14 protein-coding genes are annotated in these 14955 nt (G+C 42.0%); 6 read left to right on the top strand and 8 right to left on the bottom strand.

Going from position 1 to position 14955, the window contains the following annotated elements; all coding sequences use genetic code 11:
• Positions 1–59: 59 nt before the first annotated feature.
• From AACT52_RS18575 to AACT52_RS18565, 3 genes are all read right to left on the bottom strand, one after another.
• The gene (locus AACT52_RS18575; RefSeq protein ID WP_073627049.1) at positions 60–362 is read right to left on the bottom strand and encodes a EutN/CcmL family microcompartment protein; all 303 of its coding nucleotides are present in this window, start codon (positions 360–362) and stop codon (positions 60–62) included.
• 6 nt (positions 363–368) lie between these two features.
• Positions 369–713, bottom strand: a complete 345-nt coding sequence (locus AACT52_RS18570) for a carbon dioxide-concentrating mechanism protein CcmK (protein WP_073627047.1) — start codon at positions 711–713, stop codon at positions 369–371.
• 140 nt (positions 714–853) lie between these two features.
• Positions 854–1162, bottom strand: coding sequence for a carbon dioxide-concentrating mechanism protein CcmK (locus tag AACT52_RS18565; protein ID WP_017315569.1), 309 nt, complete (start codon positions 1160–1162; stop codon positions 854–856).
• 637 nt (positions 1163–1799) lie between these two features.
• Here AACT52_RS18565 and AACT52_RS18560 point away from each other — a divergent pair.
• The 3 genes from AACT52_RS18560 to AACT52_RS18550 all read left to right on the top strand — a co-directional run bounded on the left by AACT52_RS18560 (position 1800) and on the right by AACT52_RS18550 (position 6527).
• Complete coding sequence (locus tag AACT52_RS18560; protein ID WP_073627045.1) at positions 1800–3656, top strand: NAD(P)H-quinone oxidoreductase subunit F; 1857 nt, start codon at positions 1800–1802, stop codon at positions 3654–3656.
• A 45-nt stretch (positions 3657–3701) separates the two neighbouring features.
• Complete coding sequence (locus tag AACT52_RS18555; RefSeq protein WP_073627043.1) at positions 3702–5204, top strand: NADH-quinone oxidoreductase subunit M; 1503 nt, start codon at positions 3702–3704, stop codon at positions 5202–5204.
• Positions 5205–5357: 153 nt separating this feature from the next.
• Positions 5358–6527, top strand: a complete 1170-nt coding sequence (locus tag AACT52_RS18550) for a CO2 hydration protein (protein WP_073627165.1) — start codon at positions 5358–5360, stop codon at positions 6525–6527.
• A 380-nt stretch (positions 6528–6907) separates the two neighbouring features.
• On the opposite strand, the gene tnpA is transcribed toward AACT52_RS18550, so the two are convergent.
• Positions 6908–7333, bottom strand: a complete 426-nt coding sequence (tnpA, locus tag AACT52_RS18545) for an IS200/IS605 family transposase (RefSeq protein ID WP_073627041.1) — start codon at positions 7331–7333, stop codon at positions 6908–6910.
• A 38-nt stretch (positions 7334–7371) separates the two neighbouring features.
• Here tnpA and AACT52_RS18540 point away from each other — a divergent pair, with 38 nt between their 5' ends.
• Genes AACT52_RS18540 through AACT52_RS18530 form a run of 3 tightly spaced genes read left to right on the top strand, consistent with a single transcriptional unit; the run spans position 7372 to position 9260 of the window.
• Positions 7372–8616: an RNA-guided endonuclease InsQ/TnpB family protein gene (locus tag AACT52_RS18540; RefSeq protein WP_143172698.1), complete on the top strand. Its 1245-nt coding sequence runs from the start codon at positions 7372–7374 to the stop codon at positions 8614–8616.
• A 37-nt stretch (positions 8617–8653) separates the two neighbouring features.
• A complete protein-coding gene (locus AACT52_RS18535) occupies positions 8654–8869 on the top strand; it encodes a hypothetical protein (RefSeq protein WP_073627039.1) in 216 nt (71 codons plus the stop codon).
• Complete coding sequence (locus tag AACT52_RS18530) at positions 8859–9260, top strand: type II toxin-antitoxin system VapC family toxin (protein ID WP_073627037.1); 402 nt, start codon at positions 8859–8861, stop codon at positions 9258–9260. Before AACT52_RS18535 ends, AACT52_RS18530 begins: the two co-directional genes overlap by 11 nt.
• 214 nt (positions 9261–9474) lie before the next feature.
• On the opposite strand, the gene map is transcribed toward AACT52_RS18530, so the two are convergent.
• From map to AACT52_RS18510, 4 genes are all read right to left on the bottom strand, one after another.
• Positions 9475–10302 carry a type I methionyl aminopeptidase gene (gene map / locus AACT52_RS18525; RefSeq protein WP_073627035.1) on the bottom strand — a complete coding sequence of 276 codons (828 nt, stop codon included), beginning with the start codon at positions 10300–10302 and terminating at the stop codon, positions 9475–9477.
• Positions 10303–10863: 561 nt separating this feature from the next.
• Positions 10864–13707 carry a M16 family metallopeptidase gene (locus AACT52_RS18520; protein WP_073627033.1) on the bottom strand — a complete coding sequence of 948 codons (2844 nt, stop codon included), beginning with the start codon at positions 13705–13707 and terminating at the stop codon, positions 10864–10866.
• Positions 13708–13853: 146 nt separating this feature from the next.
• Positions 13854–14297, bottom strand: coding sequence for a VOC family protein (locus AACT52_RS18515; protein WP_073627031.1), 444 nt, complete (start codon positions 14295–14297; stop codon positions 13854–13856).
• Between the two features lie 75 nt (positions 14298–14372).
• A complete protein-coding gene (locus AACT52_RS18510) occupies positions 14373–14882 on the bottom strand; it encodes a TIGR02652 family protein (protein ID WP_443216588.1) in 510 nt (169 codons plus the stop codon).
• Positions 14883–14955 lie beyond the last annotated feature (73 nt).

Raw genomic sequence — 14955 nt, 5'->3', positions numbered from 1 at the left:
GCACTGCTTGTCATTTGTCATTTGTCCACATTTAGTAACAAATGACTCATGACTCCTAACTATCTATACTGGTCTTTTTTGCTGTAAATCAGGCGGTCTTTGACGTTAACCGTATCAATTATTGCCACCACTGCTGCGTCTACTGGACGCTGTTCGTTACCCAGAACTTGACGGGCGGCACTACCACGACTAACAAGTACCCACTCATCCACTCCCGCACCAACATTATCGGCTGCTACCTCGTATTCTGGCAGAATACGTCCTTCTTCATCCACTAATTGCAACAGCAGTAGTTTGACACCTCTGAGACTTGGGTCTTTTTGAGTGCTAACTACTGTGCCGCGAACTTTGGCAATTTGCATTACAAGTTATGGTCTTCTATCGTAGGGACGAATTGCGTTCACATTCTCCCGGAACTGCTCCACATCTTCTGTATAACGAATTGGCAGCACGTATTCCAGGTTCTCGTGAGGACGAGCAATGATGTGGGTAGACAACACTTGTCCGCCGTTGACTCGCTTCACTGATTCAACTCCAGCACCAACTGAAGCTTGTACTTCAGAAACGTCTCCCCGCACAATCACTGTAACCCGGCCGCTACCAATTTTTTCGTAGCCTACTAAAGTCACGCGGGCTGCTTTCACCATCGCATCTGCTGCTTCTACGACCGCCGGGAACCCCAAAGTTTCCACCATTCCTACTGCAATTGACATGAGTTTTAATCCTCAGTTTTCAAAATAATTAAATACAAACAAAGCCACAACTCGGCAACTCCAACAAGAGTTTTAGATTTTCAAGCTGTCAGCTATAAGCTGTAGGCTCATAGCTTGATTCATCTGTGAATCTAAAATTGTTACGTCCGGAACTGATCCACAGCTTCGGTGTAACGAATAGGCAATACGTATTCCAAGTTCTCATGAGGACGAGCAATGATGTGAGTGGATAACACCTCACCACCATTCACTCTTCTAGCTGCTTCCACTCCCGCAGCAACTGAAGCTTGTACCTCAGAAACGTCTCCCCGAACAATCACAGTCACCCGAGCGCTACCGATTTTTTCGTAACCCACCAGAGTGACGCGAGCGGCTTTCACCATCGCATCAGCAGCTTCCACTATCGCCGGAAACCCTTTTGTTTCAATCATTCCAACTGCAATTGGCATCGCAGAACTCCCACAAAATTACTGAAATATGTACTGGAACATGAAATTTTTTGACGGGGATGCTCATCTTGAGCTGCAAAAGCATTTCCTAATTAAGCATAGAAAAGCTTTGCGCCCCTGACAATATAAATTACCATAATAGTTTATAATAAAATAAATTAAAAAAGCTTAACATCATTTGATAAAGGCGATTTTACTCAACCGAACTTCACAGAACCCTGGAGTAGCCACTTCTGGTTTATAATTTTTTTATAACAATTGCTCAAACTCGTTCATAAAGGCGGAAATTCTGTCTTAAGAGGAATGACTAAAAACTCAAGGAGTGATGACACAGTAGTCTTTCCTCGTTTTTTGCTGCTTGTGCAAAAAAAAGTCTCAAAGAATATATAATATTTTATTATCTACCTTATAAACGGAGGTTTTTAAGTTAGTAATTTCTGCTTTCCAACTAAAGAGCAGTAAAGATAAGAAAATAAGAGTTTCTAGAATATATTATATTTATTTTGCCTTTGGGAGCTAGAAAAATGAAAGAAGATTATTGAAATAATCTAATTTAAATTGTTGAAGTTATATCAGAAAAAATAACTTCATAAAATGAAAAAACAATTCTTTAGGTAAGCCATTAAGGAATATTTAAATGAATCAGTTGCTCTTCTCAACAAGTTGGTGGATACCTTTTTATGGGTTAATAGGTGCGCTTCTCACCTTGCCGTGGGCAATCGGATTAATTCGGCGCACAGGACCAAGACCAGCTGCTTATTTCAACTGGTTAACAACCGTTTTCGCTTTTGTCCATAGCGTGTTTATATTTATTGATATTTGGGATAGAGAACCAGAAAATTTCTTAATTACCTGGTTTAAAGCTGCGGATTTTGACCTATCCATTGCTTTAGAAGTCTCGCCAATCAGTGTTGGAGCAACAGTTTTAATTACAGGGTTAAGTTTACTCGCACAAACTTACGCCCTTGGTTATATGGAAAAGGACTGGGCTTTAGCGCGTTTCTTTGCACTGATGGGATTTTTTGAAGCAGCGCTGAGTGGATTAGCCATTAGTGACTCTCTATTTCTCAGCTATGCCCTTTTGGAAACGCTGACTCTTTCCACTTACTTGCTGGTGGGCTTCTGGTATGCTCAACCGTTAGTGGTTACAGCAGCGCGAGATGCATTTCTCACTAAGCGAGTGGGAGACTTGTTGCTGCTGATGGCAGTTGTGACACTTTCCACCATAGCAGGCAGCTTGAACTTTTCCGACTTATATGAATGGGCGCAGACAGCAAACTTAAGCCCGACGACATCAGCTTTACTAGGTTTAGCGCTGATAGCAGGACCTGCGGGGAAATGCGCTCAATTTCCGCTGCATCTGTGGTTAGATGAGGCGATGGAAGGTCCCAACCCAGCTTCAGTGATGCGAAACTCTCTGGTGGTTGCTGGTGGAGCGTATCTGCTATTTAAACTACAACCAATCTTAGCGCTATCGCCAGTCGCATTAAATGCTTTGATAATCATGGGTACGGTGACAGCAGTCGGTGCATCGTTAGTGTCGCTCGCCCAAATTGACATTAAACGAGCGCTTTCTCATTCCACCAGTGCATACATGGGATTAGCGTTTTTGGCGGTAGGGATGGAGCAAGGAGGAGTTGCTCTGATGTTGCTACTCACTCATGCAATTGCCAAAGCACTATTATTCATGAGTTCTGGTTCAGTCATATTTACGACTAACACTCAAGATTTAACAGAAATGGGCGGTTTGTGGTCAAAGATGCCAGCAACCACCACAGCGTTTGTTGTCGGTGCGGGTGGGATGGTAACGCTGCTGCCATTGGGAAGCTTTTGGGCAATGTTAGGATGGGCTGATGGCTTGGCATTGGTTAGCCCTTGGGTAGTTGCCGTCTTAGTGCTGGTCAATGGTTTAACGGCATTGAATTTGACACGCCTATTTCGCTTAATATTTTGGGGTACACCGCAACCAAAGACCCGCCGCACCCCAGAAGTTGGTTGGCAGATGGCATTGCCAATGGTATCCCTGACTGTAATAACTTTGTTATTACCTCTGATGTTGCAACAATGGTATCTACTACCTGATTGGGAAAGTATAAATTGGATAGTAGTAGGGTTGTTAGTATCCTCTACAGTGCTGGGGATAGGCATAGGGTCTAACATCTATTTGCACAAGGCTTGGTCGAGATCCACAGTCCTTGCCTGGAGATTCTTGCAAGACTTGTTGGGTTATAACTTTTACATTGATCGACTCTACCGAGTGACGGTAGTGAGTGCCGTCGCGCTGCTTTCTAAAATTTCTGCTTGGAGCGATCGCTTTGTTGTTGATGGTCTCATTAACTTAGTTGGGTTTGCAGCAATTTTCGGTGGACAAACCTTGAAGTACAGCGTTTCGGGTCGCTCTCAAGGATACCTGTTGACCATTCTTGTAGGCATCAGCGTCTTGGGTTTTTTCATTAGTTGGTCATTGGGCTTGCTGAATAAATTTCCGTTTTAGTCTCCTTGTCCCCTTTCTTTTTGTCCCCCTTCGCTCTGTTTGTCTATGCTCAGTGCTTTGCTTTTGGTGCCGTTGCTAGGTGCGGCTTTCATCAGTTTCTTGCCTTTTGGCATCTCCGCAAAACTTTCCCGCCGAGTTGCTTTGGTCGTTGCGAGTATCGCCTTCTTATGGACTGCGGTACTTTCAAGCCAGTTTGACCCTGGGGAAGTCAGTCAACAGTTTACCGAATTCTTTCCTTGGGTAGATGCTTTAGGATTGAGTTATCACCTGGGACTAGATGGTTTGTCACTACCTTTGTTGCTTTTAAATGGGTTGTTGACTTGCATCGCCATCTACAGCACCGACGAAAATATTGCGCGTCCTCGATTTTATTACTCTTTGCTGCTGCTGTTAAACGCTGGCGTGACTGGAGCCTTCATGGCACAGGATTTACTGCTGTTTTTCCTGTTTTACGAGATAGAACTGATTCCCCTATATTTTTTGATTGCTATTTGGGGTGGTGAAAAGCGGGGCTATGCAGCGACTAAATTTCTGATTTACACCGCTGTTTCTGGGATTATCATTTTGGCAAGTTTTCTTGGCATAGTTTGGCTGAGTGGTGCTTCTACCTTTGCTCTAGACGCCTTGAATACCAAGTCTCTGTCTTTGGAAACACAGATATTACTGCTAGTAGGAATTTTAATTGGTTTTGGCATCAAAATTCCCCTAGTTCCCTTCCATACTTGGCTACCAGATGCTCACGTCGAAGCATCGACACCGATTTCAGTGTTGTTGGCTGGAGTACTGTTGAAGTTAGGAACCTATGGTTTACTGCGGTTTGGGATGAACTTGTTGCCGGAAGCTTGGAGTTATTTGGCTCCCGCTTTAGCAACGTGGGCGGTGGTGAGCGTGCTTTATGGTGCATCTTGTGCGATCGCCCAAACAGATATGAAAAAAATGGTGGCATATAGTTCGATTGGACACATGGGCTATGTGCTTTTAGCCGCAGCTGCTGGAACACCTCTCAGCGTGTTGGGAGGCATCATGGAAATGATTAGTCACGGCTTGATTTCTGCCCTGCTGTTTTTGCTTGTGGGGGTTGTGTATAAAAAAGCAGGAAGCCGCGATTTAGATGTTCTCCAGGGACTCCTCAACCCAGAACGAGGTATGCCCGTGATTGGAAGCTTGATGGTGTTGGGAGTGATGGCAAGTGCTGGTATACCGGGAATGATTGGATTTATTGCGGAATTTATAGTTTTTCGCGGTAGTTTCGCAGTTTATCCAGTACAGACTTTGCTCAGCATGATTGGTACAGGCTTAACCGCTGTTTACTTCTTAATTCTCATGAATCGTGCCTTTTTTGGGCGCTTATCTGCACAAGTCATCAACTTGCCATGCGTATCTTGGGCAGATCGTACACCTGCGGTGGTTTTAGCTGTGCTGATTGTGATTTTTGGTATCCAACCCAATTGGTTAGTACGTTGGACAGAACCAACAATGACAGCGATGGTTAATACGCCAAACCCTATAGCAACGGTGTCTTTAGTTAAGGCAAAAGGCAAAAGTTAGACAGCCTTGGCTACACTAACAAAGTCCATCTACGCGGACTTTAACCATTTTGAAACCCACGTAGGTGGGTTTCGTCTGTGTCGGTGCACCTGTGCCAAGTACAAAATATGAGTCAAAAACCTTTACTCAACAATGACTTTTGGAGAAATGGCAATGGTAAACATCCAAAATAAGCCTATTAACTATCCATTAAGTGAGTATATTGAGCGACTAGAATCAGGAGGAGCATTACTTCCTGATACCCCAGAAAATTTGTTAGAAGTCGTTGGTATTCTCAAAAGCTACGGAGTTGTTTTAGATGCTTACTCAAAAAATTTGATATACATTGCTGAACATCAATTTTTTGTGTTCTTTCCGTTTTTTAAATATTTTAACGGAGACTTTTCTTTTAAAAAACTACTACGGCATTGGTGGCATGACAGAATAAATTTTGAATATGCCGAGTATTGCATGAAATCAATGATGTGGCATGGTGGCGGTGGGTTAGATAAATATCTCGATTCAACAGAATTTAAAGAAAGAGCGCAAGCTGTTATCAAAGCAAAATTTAAAAACAATCCCATCATAACGGGAGTTAATCAACTCTTTCCTGATTTCTTATTTGAACAGTTGCGAGTTAGTGCTTACACGACTGGTTTAGGTCAATTTTGGCGCGTGATGGCTGATATTTTCCTCACTTTATCAGACCGTTACGACCAGGGAGAAATCAAATCTATTCCTGATGTTGTAGACCATATCAAAGCAGGTTTAGTAGCAGATGCCAGTAAGCCAATTACCTACTCTGTGAAAATTCGGGATAAAGTTTACGATATCATTCCTAAATCTGTAGGCTTAACATTCCTTGCAGACACAGCAATACCTTATGTAGAAGCAGTTTTCTTCCGGGGAACGCCATTTCATGGCACAGTTTCATATAATGCTAAAGCATATCAAATTCCCCCCGATCAATCTCGATTTCAATATGGCGCTTTGTATGCTGATCCGTTACCAATTGGCGGGGCGGGTATTCCTCCTACTTTACTGATGCAGGATATGCGTCATTATCTTCCAGATTATTTGCACGAAGTTTATCGTCGCAGTCGTCGAGGAGAAGATGATTTGCGGGTACAAATTTGTATGAGTTTCCAAAAATCGATGTTTTGTGTCACCACAGCAACGATTTTGGGACTGATGCCAAATCCTTTGGATACTCAAGATCCAGATGAGCAAAAGGTAAACCGAGTCTTTATACAAAAGTGGCTTGATAGGTTAAAGACTTCGCGGTTGGAAGATGTGAACGACCAGACTAATTTTTGTCTTGTGGCATTGCCAAGGTCGGTTTAATAAATTTCTTGCAAATTATTGCAAAAATTGGTTTAGGGCTATTTGGAACCGCAGATAAACGCAGATAAACGCAGAGAATTTATAACGCAACTCAATTGAATGAACTAATTATTTATCTGTGTCCATCTGTGTCCATCTGTGGTTCATTATTTTTTTCTGTACCTTACAAGGGTTGCAAACCGCTATACCTGTGTGCATCTGTGTGAGTCTATGGTTTAATATTTGAAAAAATTGACTTTTGCATAAGGTCTATTGTAGACAAAGTACAATTTTTTAAGAGGCACAATAGAATTAGCCCCAGTAACCATTGCTAAAATTATTTGAACGTTTTGTGCGGCAGTCCCCACCCTCAGCGCAGCGGGGTGGGGAAGGATAGCGCTTCAAGGTCGAGCTTGATTTTGGATATATTTTTTTAGGACTTCTATTGGCGCACCACCACAAGAGGAAACATAATAAGAATTTGACCAGAACGAAACATCACCCCAATAATACTTTTTTACTTCTTCAGGAAATTCTTTTTTTAACATTCTTGCAGTAGAACTTTTTAAACTTCCTACTACTGCTGCAATCGAGTTTCTAGGATGGAAATCTAACAGGATGTGTACATGGTCTGATTCACCATTAAACTCAATTAACTGACAATCGATTTTGTTTGATACTTGCTCGACCATTTCTTTTAATCGGTCGAGCATTTTTGCGTTTAGCGCTTTACGTCGGTAATGAGTTACAAACACAAAGTGTAGTCGCACGCTAAAAACACTATGAGAACCTTTTCTAGCTTGGATATTGACAAGGTATAGCCGCATAAATACAAGAGCTAATATAACAGATAGGTCGAGATGTTATGGCTACCAAGCGAATTACTTTCAGGCTTTATCCTTCAAAGATACAAGCCGATAAAATGCACTATTGGAGACGACTTCATAAAGATTTGTACAATGCTTGTATTGAGCATCGTAAAACTTCATATAAAAAGTTCAAGAAATCAGTAGATTATTTCGACCAACAAAATTGTCTACCTGAGTTTAAAGAGTGTTGGTCAGAGTATAAAGAGCTTGGTAGTCATGCTTTACAAGACACCGTAAAAAGAGTTGATTTTGCATTCAAGCGATTCTTTAAGCTCAAGTCTGGGTACCCAAAGTTTAAATCAAGTCGCCATTATAAAGGATGGACTTATCCTTGTATATCTGGCTGGAAAGCTTGCACGAACGGCAAGAATGGTTATCTAAAAATCTCTAATTTAGGTAACTTAAAAATGCGCGGTCAGGCTAGAGATTGGGGTAAGCCTAAAACTTGCACAATCATGTTTAAGCAAGGGAAATGGTATGCTTCAATCACTGTTGATTGTGTTCCATCTCGTTATCAAACAGATACAGGTGCTATTGGCTTAGACTTTGGTACTCACCATGCTATTGCAGATTCTAATAGCAATGTGATTGAGAATCCCAGATTTGTTAAATTTGCTCAAACCAAGATTAACAAGATAGCTAAAACCAGTCGTAGAAAAAGATCACCGACAAGAAGTGGAAAGCCTTCTCGACGTTGGAAAAAAACAAATAAAGCGGTAGCCAAGATACAATCTAAGGTTGCACGTCAAAGACAAGATTGGCAGCACAAAGTCTCTACACAAATAGTTAGCTGTAATAGCTTGGTAGCGACTGAGAAGTTAAATCTTAAGGGGATGACCCGCAAATCTAAAGGCAAGAAAAAACGTCAAAAGTCAGGACTTAATCGTTCATTGCTTGATGTAGGAATTGGGAACCTCAAAGACTTGATTAAGTACAAAGTCACCGAAGCAGGTGGTTTTTATGTAGAAGTACCGACAACCAAAGTTAAGCCATCTCAGACTTGCCCTAATTGCGGTCACCAAAAGAAGAAAACGCTCGCAGAAAGAGTACACCATTGCGAAAAATGCGACTACCAATGTGATAGGGATGTAGCAGCAGCAATGGTTATGCTTAATTACGCAAGGGGTATGGAACGTGCCTCTACAGACGGTGATGAGTTAACCTCAACAGGAGTGCGGAAGCTTCAAGCAAGTGACTCAAATGAAGCGTCAGAAACAGCTAGCTCAGCCGAAGGCGGCTAGCTTGTAGTTCATATTAAAGAAAACAGGAGATACAAAAATGAGTACAAAAGAAAAAATCCAAGCAGAAATTGACAACCTTGACGAAAAACATCTTGATGAACTCTATCTCCTCATCAAAAATTTTACCCAATCTAAACAAAGCTCACAGAAACTAAGCTTCATGTCTAAACTAAAACAGATCAAGATTGATGCACCAGAGGATTTTGCTGCCAATCTTGATTTATATGTAAGTGGGGAAAAGGGTGTCGAATAAAGTATTTGTTGACACTTTATTTGTTGTAGCCTTGATTAACCAGCGTGACCAGTATCACCAAAAAGCCTACGAATTAGCCGAAAAATTGGAAGGATATTCCTTACTCACAACTGACGCTGTATTGCTGGAAATTGGTAACGCTTTAGCACGAAATTATAAAGACAAGGCGGTTGAAATCATTGAGCAGTTTTTTTCTTCAGAAGAAGTAGAAATTGTGCGGCTTACTCCACAAATATTCGAGCAAGCGTTTATACTCTACAAAACGTACCAAGATAAAGCATGGGGTTTGGTTGATTGCATTTCATTTGTAGTCATGCAAGCACAAGTGACTCAAGCTTTGACCTTTGATCAGCATTTTGTACAAGCAGGCTTTCAAGCATTAATGAAGTGAAGATAATATAGCGCTTGAGTGTTGAGTGCAATACATCAAGAAATAAGAACCACAGATGGACACAGATGGACACAGATAAATTTGTACTTCATTGAAACGAAAAGCGCTATATATAGCAGTCTGCCCTTGGATTTGTGAAAAAACAAGATCCCCGACTTCGCCAAAGTTGTCGGGGATCTGAAGAACTCAATTTTCAATTATAAATTTACATCATTTAAACTTTCGAGCGATCCGTCAAAATTTCGTATCCCGTCTCTGTCACCAACACAGTATGCTCAAACTGAGCGGATAGAGAATTATCTACCGTCACAGCTGTCCAACGGTCAGATAAGGTGCGTGTATACTTAGAACCAGCATTCAAAATTGGCTCAATTGCCAGCGTCATTCCCGCACGGAGTTTAACATTTGGCATTTCGCGGGTGCGGAAGTTGAAAACTGAAGGTTCTTCATGCAGGTTACGACCAACACCGTGTCCGGTAAAGTCCTGTACTACACTAAACTTATTTGCCTTCACATGGTCTTCAATTGCTCCAGCAATATCCATCAGGCAGTTTCCTGCTTTCACCTGTTCAATGCCTTTGAAAAGAGCTTCTTCTGCTACGCGAATCAGTCTTGCAGCTTCTGGAGTGACTTCGCCCACAGCAATTGTAATACAAGAATCACCATGAAAGCCTTGGTAATATGCGCCGGTATCGACTTTTAAAACATCTCCAGGGCGGATGACTTTTTTGGCATTAGGAATGCCATGTACAACTTCATTGTTGATACTGGAGCAGATAGAACCAGGAAAACCGTGATATCCTTTAAAGCTAGGTGTTGCATCCATTTCCCGGATGCGTCTTTCCGCATGAGCATCCAAATCAGCTGTGGTCATACCTGGCTTTACCAGCTCGGAAATTTCTTTTAGCACGGTTGCCACTATTTTTCCTGATTGCCGCATAATTTCAATTTCACGCGGCGATTTGATTTCAATTCCTCGGCGTTGCTTTTTTTGAGGCTTGTTTTGAGCTGGTTGAGAAAGCAGGTTACTAAGAATGTTCATGGGAAATTAATGAATATCTGTGCCTTGTCGCTTGTATATCAATAGTTCTTTTAACTTTAGTTCTTCTAACTTGTTGAGAAACAATACCTATATTTAAGTTAACTTATTTTTTGCCAAAAGCTGTCTTATAAAGCTTAAGAGTACTTAAACTGCACTCTAGCGGCAATAGATCCAGTTTGCAGTCTTAGAAGATGTTTGTAAACTACCGATTTGTATCGAGATCCCCCCTAGCCCCCCTTAAAAAGGGGGGAAAATAATCTCAAAGTCCCCCTTATTAAGGGGGATTTCGGGGGATCGAAAAGTTTGTGATACATAACTAGCCACTTTTAAAACATCCTCTTAAAAAAAATTGAATTTTGCACTGTTAATGACTTGTGATTATTTATATCAAGTTCTCATAATTACTGATAAGTCAAAAATTTTTATGTCCCCGCGTTTGCGTTTCCGATCAAACCTGATACTATCCAGTCATACCCCATCACTGTAGTTTCAGGCTTTTTTACTACTGTAGAGACGTGCTATGGCACGTCTCTACAACACTGCGCCATCGCGTCTGTACAACTAATGACTCATCATGCCTTGGTCTGCAAATACAGCAGGTCCAGCTGTCACTACAACAATTTTATCTGGATAAAGTAACTCACGGGCTGCTTGATTGACTTGGTCAAGGTTGACTGCTTGAATTTTTTCGGTACAATGGCGCAATTCCTCTTTATCTAGCCCGTACACTTCATTCATCAGAATTTTATGTGTTAATTCCTCTGGATCTGCCAGGGATATGATGTAGTTGCTGATCAAGATGCGTTTAGCTGTCTCTACTTCCGGTTCAGTGACGCCTTTTTCATGAATTTCCTTGAGGAGTTCGCGGGTACTGGCGATCGCCTGACGTGTATCTTCTGGAGAAGTTTGCATCTCAATCAAAAATGTTCCAAAATTGCTTCCAGCAAGGAAGTTGCTGTATATTCCGTAGGTTAGCCCAAGGCGATCGCGCACTTCTGCTCCTAGCCGACTCGATAAAGTATCGCCCCCCAAAATCTGATTCAATACCTGAGCTGCAAAAAAGCGCGGATCTTTGCGGTTAATCCCTGTGTTACCCATGTAGGTAATCGCTTGAGCTTTACCCGGAACAACAGAGTTGACGCTCACAACTTTTTCTGGTATTATATCCGCTGGATAGTTCAAAGTTGGTGGTGAACCGCTTGCTTTCCAGTTACCAAACTCACTTTTTATAAGTGCTTTGACTTGATCTGGAGCAAAATCTCCTACCAGCGCTAGGACTGTCGTGTCTGGACGGTAATGTTTTGTTTTAAATTCAAGAACATCCTTACGGTTAATCCGTCGCAAAGTTTGCTCTGTTGGAAATGTATGTAAGGGATGTTTTTTCGGGTAAACCGATTGTACAAATGTTCTTTCTGCGACTTCTGAGGGATCATCTAACTCATGCTTCAACGCAGTCAAGGCGTGTTTGCGAGTCAGTTCTAACTCTTTGGTGGGAAAATTAGCATTTTTGACAACATCTGCTAATGTCTGAATCAGAATCGGTAAGTCAGCCGCCAAGCTATCACCTTCAATCCGCACACCTTCTCGGTACGTTTCAAACTCAAGGCTTGCTCCCCGATCTTCTAAGGTTTTGGCAACAGTTAAAACGTCCTTTGTTTTTGTGCCATTCATTAAGTTTTCTGCCACAACAGACGCCAGTCCAGCTTTATCCTCTGGGTCAAATTCCCTACCAGCTTTGACGTAACCTGAAAGTGTCACTGTGGGAGTGCTAGTGTCAGAAACGAGCAATACCCGTAAACCGTTAGATAATGTAAATTGCTCTGGCAGCGTATGACTTCTAGGAACACTAGTCAAATCTACCGTCGGTAGGTATTTTGCCACTTCCTGTGTATTCACAGCACCTGAAGCAAAATTTTCCGTGTTGTGTTTGGAGTTCGTCTTCTCACCATTCCCCGTTGCCTTGACTTGAGTTGGCTTAAAAAAGCCCACTGTACGTGCTTCCGGTTTGAGGTATTTTGTTGCGACACGCTGCACATCCGCCGCTGTTACTTGGCGAATAGCTGCTAAGTATTTTTCTGTATAGTGATAATCACCTGCTGTTGTTTCGTCATTACCCAATTGCAACGCCAGACTGGTGATATCACGGTTACTCAAAATCACAGACGCTTGCAACTGCGCCTTGGCTCGATTCAGTTCTTCTATTGTGACTCCTTTTTGTGTAAGTTTGGCGATCGCACTTCTAAGAACTGAGTCAATTTTTTTCAAGTCTTGATCGGGATCAGCCGTTACCGACAACTCATACCAGCCTGATTCAAGCAAGCTAATTACAGAAGCGGAAACATCACTCGCTAAACCAGATTCTACCAATACCTGCTCAAGGCGAGAATTCCGTCCGTCTGTTAATATACGATCCATCAAATCCAACGCTGGCACATCCGGATGATTCGCATCCGGTAACGGATATACTGCGTGCAATAACGTTCCAGCTCCTGGTTCCCTCAAAACAATGGGAGTCCTCTGTTTTGATTCTTTACTCCTGACTCCTGACTCCTGACTCTTGACTCCTGACTCCTGACTCCTGACTCCTGACTTCTCACTCTTAGGTATTTTCCCAAAAATCTCTTTAACTGCTTCGAGGGTTGGTTCGGTTTGGAAATCTCCAACAATCACTACAACAGCATTATCAGGAGTGTAGAAATTATCATAGTACTTCCGCACCTGCTCTAAATCAAACTTTTGCACATCAGCTTCAGTACCACCAACAGGTAATCCGTAAGCATGGTTAGGGAACGCCGCTTGCATGACAGCGCGGCTGAGGCGGTACTCAGGGCTATTTTCGTAACCTTGCAACTCGGAAATCACAACTCGCTTTTCGCTTGCTAGTTCCACAGAATCAATCACAGCATTTTGCATTCTGTCTGCTTCTAGCTCTAACAAAGCTGTCAGCTTATCGCGCTCTGCTGTATTGTAGTATACCGTTTGGTCATAGCTCGTGAAAGCGTTTGAGTCACTGCCCAAAGCACTTAACAATCTTCCAAATTGAATTGGACGATTTTTTGTGCCTTTAAACATCATGTGTTCTAACTGATGAGCAATGCCATTTAATCCAGGTTCTTCGTTACGTGATCCCACTTTGTACCATACCTGCACAGTCACCACTGGGCTGGAGTGTACTTCTCTAGTAAGAACAGTCAGACCATTGTCCAAGACTGTTTTGCAAACATTTTCTATCAACGGAGGTATTGTTTTTTTTGATACGATTATTTTATCTGAGTTTAACCAGGTGGAAGCGGCTGTAATCTTGCTAAAAGAAGATGCATCTCCAAGCAACAACACCGTCATCAACCAAAAACTTAATAATAACAAAGGAAAACGATATCGATGCAATTTACGCAACACAGGCATGTATTTTACTACGCAAACTGTAAATTAAATTACAGATTTTTTTCTTCAATATAGTTGAGCTTCTCTGAGTCCGGTGTGCTCTCAACAAGACTACAGAGAAGAAAAATTTATTTTACAGACAAAAAATTTTAAGTTCAACTATTCAACTATGAAAGTGTTGCTAATACACGGATGAATTCCAAGGGCAAACCATCAGGATCTGCAATAAAAGCTACTTCGTAAAGATGATTACCTATTTGCTGCTGTGTAGGTTCTAAAAGAATTTTCAGTGGTTCTAACAGTTCAGAATTATTTTTTGCTAAAACCAAAAAGTTTTCTTTTAAATTTGTTAACCAACTCGGTAAATCTGATGTGATCTCAGTCAAATCAAATGAGAGATGGTAGTATCCCACATAGTGTTCATCTCCAAAAGCATCTGGAGCAGGTTTTGGTTGAGGAATTTGGATAAGTTCTATTCTGCCGTTGAGTCCTTCTAGCCAACAAGCAAGAGTGTAGCCTGTCGTGAAGCGTTCGCAAACGCTAAACCCTAGCTGTTCGTAGAAGGCGATCGCCCGATGAATATTTGCTGTACGAATAGAAGCGTGATGCATAATTTTAATTATAAGTCATCAGTCATTAGTCATAACTTATGAAAATTTAGACTAATGACTTTTGACGTTGGATCTTTACTCAAATAATCTGAAATAGGGATAGCGCACTGGCACACCAGGCTCTTTTTCCAAATCGAAATTAATCACTTCCCAACAGGGATCTTCCGAAGAATCGGGGCTAAACTCTACAGGCAAACCATAAAGTCGCGCCGAAGTCATCTCCGGCTGTCCAGAACGCCAAGGGGTGCTACGCTCTAGGTAACCACTCATCAACTCTTGATAGCGTCTGGCAATGATCACCCGTGTTGCTCGGTACCCTTGGGTATAGAGCTTGTCTAGTGCTTCGTGAATTTCAAATCGAATGCCATCGGGATGAGTATGCTGCCGATACCATTCGCCATTCCATCGTCGCCAATGACGCCCTGATTGTAGGTGGATTAATTCTCCAGTTTTCGGATTAGCTTCAAACGCGCCGTGACGTGGACATAAATACGTATCTGTTAGTGTCAAAGCCGGGATTGTTTGGCGGCAGTGGGGACACTGAATTTCTGGACCGAATATAGGGTACTGCAAGCCTGGATTCATCATGAAGTGCGTAAAAACATATTTTTGTCTCCACCAGTAATATTGGTTCCTTTTACACTTCTGCTCCACCTCA

Origin of the sequence: Scytonema sp. HK-05 (assembly GCF_963872035.1) — a bacterium.
Classification (GTDB): domain Bacteria; phylum Cyanobacteriota; class Cyanobacteriia; order Cyanobacteriales; family Nostocaceae; genus Kalymmatonema.
The sequence above is the reverse complement of the archived record's forward strand: the minus strand, read 5'-3'. Positions and strand labels throughout refer to the sequence as shown.

Excerpts from the sequence above, each read along its gene's own strand:
- AACT52_RS18575 (WP_073627049.1), bottom strand. The coding sequence starts at position 362 with ATGCAAATTGCCAAAGTTCGCGGCACAGTAGTTAGCACTCAAAAAGAC.
- AACT52_RS18520 (WP_073627033.1), bottom strand. The coding sequence starts at position 13,707 with ATGCCTGTGTTGCGTAAATTGCATCGATATCGTTTTCCTTTGTTATTA.
- AACT52_RS18535 (WP_073627039.1), top strand. The coding sequence starts at position 8,654 with ATGAGTACAAAAGAAAAAATCCAAGCAGAAATTGACAACCTTGACGAA.
- AACT52_RS18510 (WP_443216588.1), bottom strand. The coding sequence starts at position 14,882 with ATGAATCCAGGCTTGCAGTACCCTATATTCGGTCCAGAAATTCAGTGT.
- AACT52_RS18560 (WP_073627045.1), top strand. The coding sequence starts at position 1,800 with ATGAATCAGTTGCTCTTCTCAACAAGTTGGTGGATACCTTTTTATGGG.
- AACT52_RS18570 (WP_073627047.1), bottom strand. The coding sequence starts at position 713 with ATGTCAATTGCAGTAGGAATGGTGGAAACTTTGGGGTTCCCGGCGGTC.
- map (WP_073627035.1), bottom strand. The coding sequence starts at position 10,302 with ATGAACATTCTTAGTAACCTGCTTTCTCAACCAGCTCAAAACAAGCCT.
- AACT52_RS18565 (WP_017315569.1), bottom strand. The coding sequence starts at position 1,162 with ATGCCAATTGCAGTTGGAATGATTGAAACAAAAGGGTTTCCGGCGATA.
- AACT52_RS18550 (WP_073627165.1), top strand. The coding sequence starts at position 5,358 with ATGGTAAACATCCAAAATAAGCCTATTAACTATCCATTAAGTGAGTAT.
- AACT52_RS18540 (WP_143172698.1), top strand. The coding sequence starts at position 7,372 with ATGGCTACCAAGCGAATTACTTTCAGGCTTTATCCTTCAAAGATACAA.
- AACT52_RS18555 (WP_073627043.1), top strand. The coding sequence starts at position 3,702 with ATGCTCAGTGCTTTGCTTTTGGTGCCGTTGCTAGGTGCGGCTTTCATC.
- tnpA (WP_073627041.1), bottom strand. The coding sequence starts at position 7,333 with ATGCGGCTATACCTTGTCAATATCCAAGCTAGAAAAGGTTCTCATAGT.
- AACT52_RS18515 (WP_073627031.1), bottom strand. The coding sequence starts at position 14,297 with ATGCATCACGCTTCTATTCGTACAGCAAATATTCATCGGGCGATCGCC.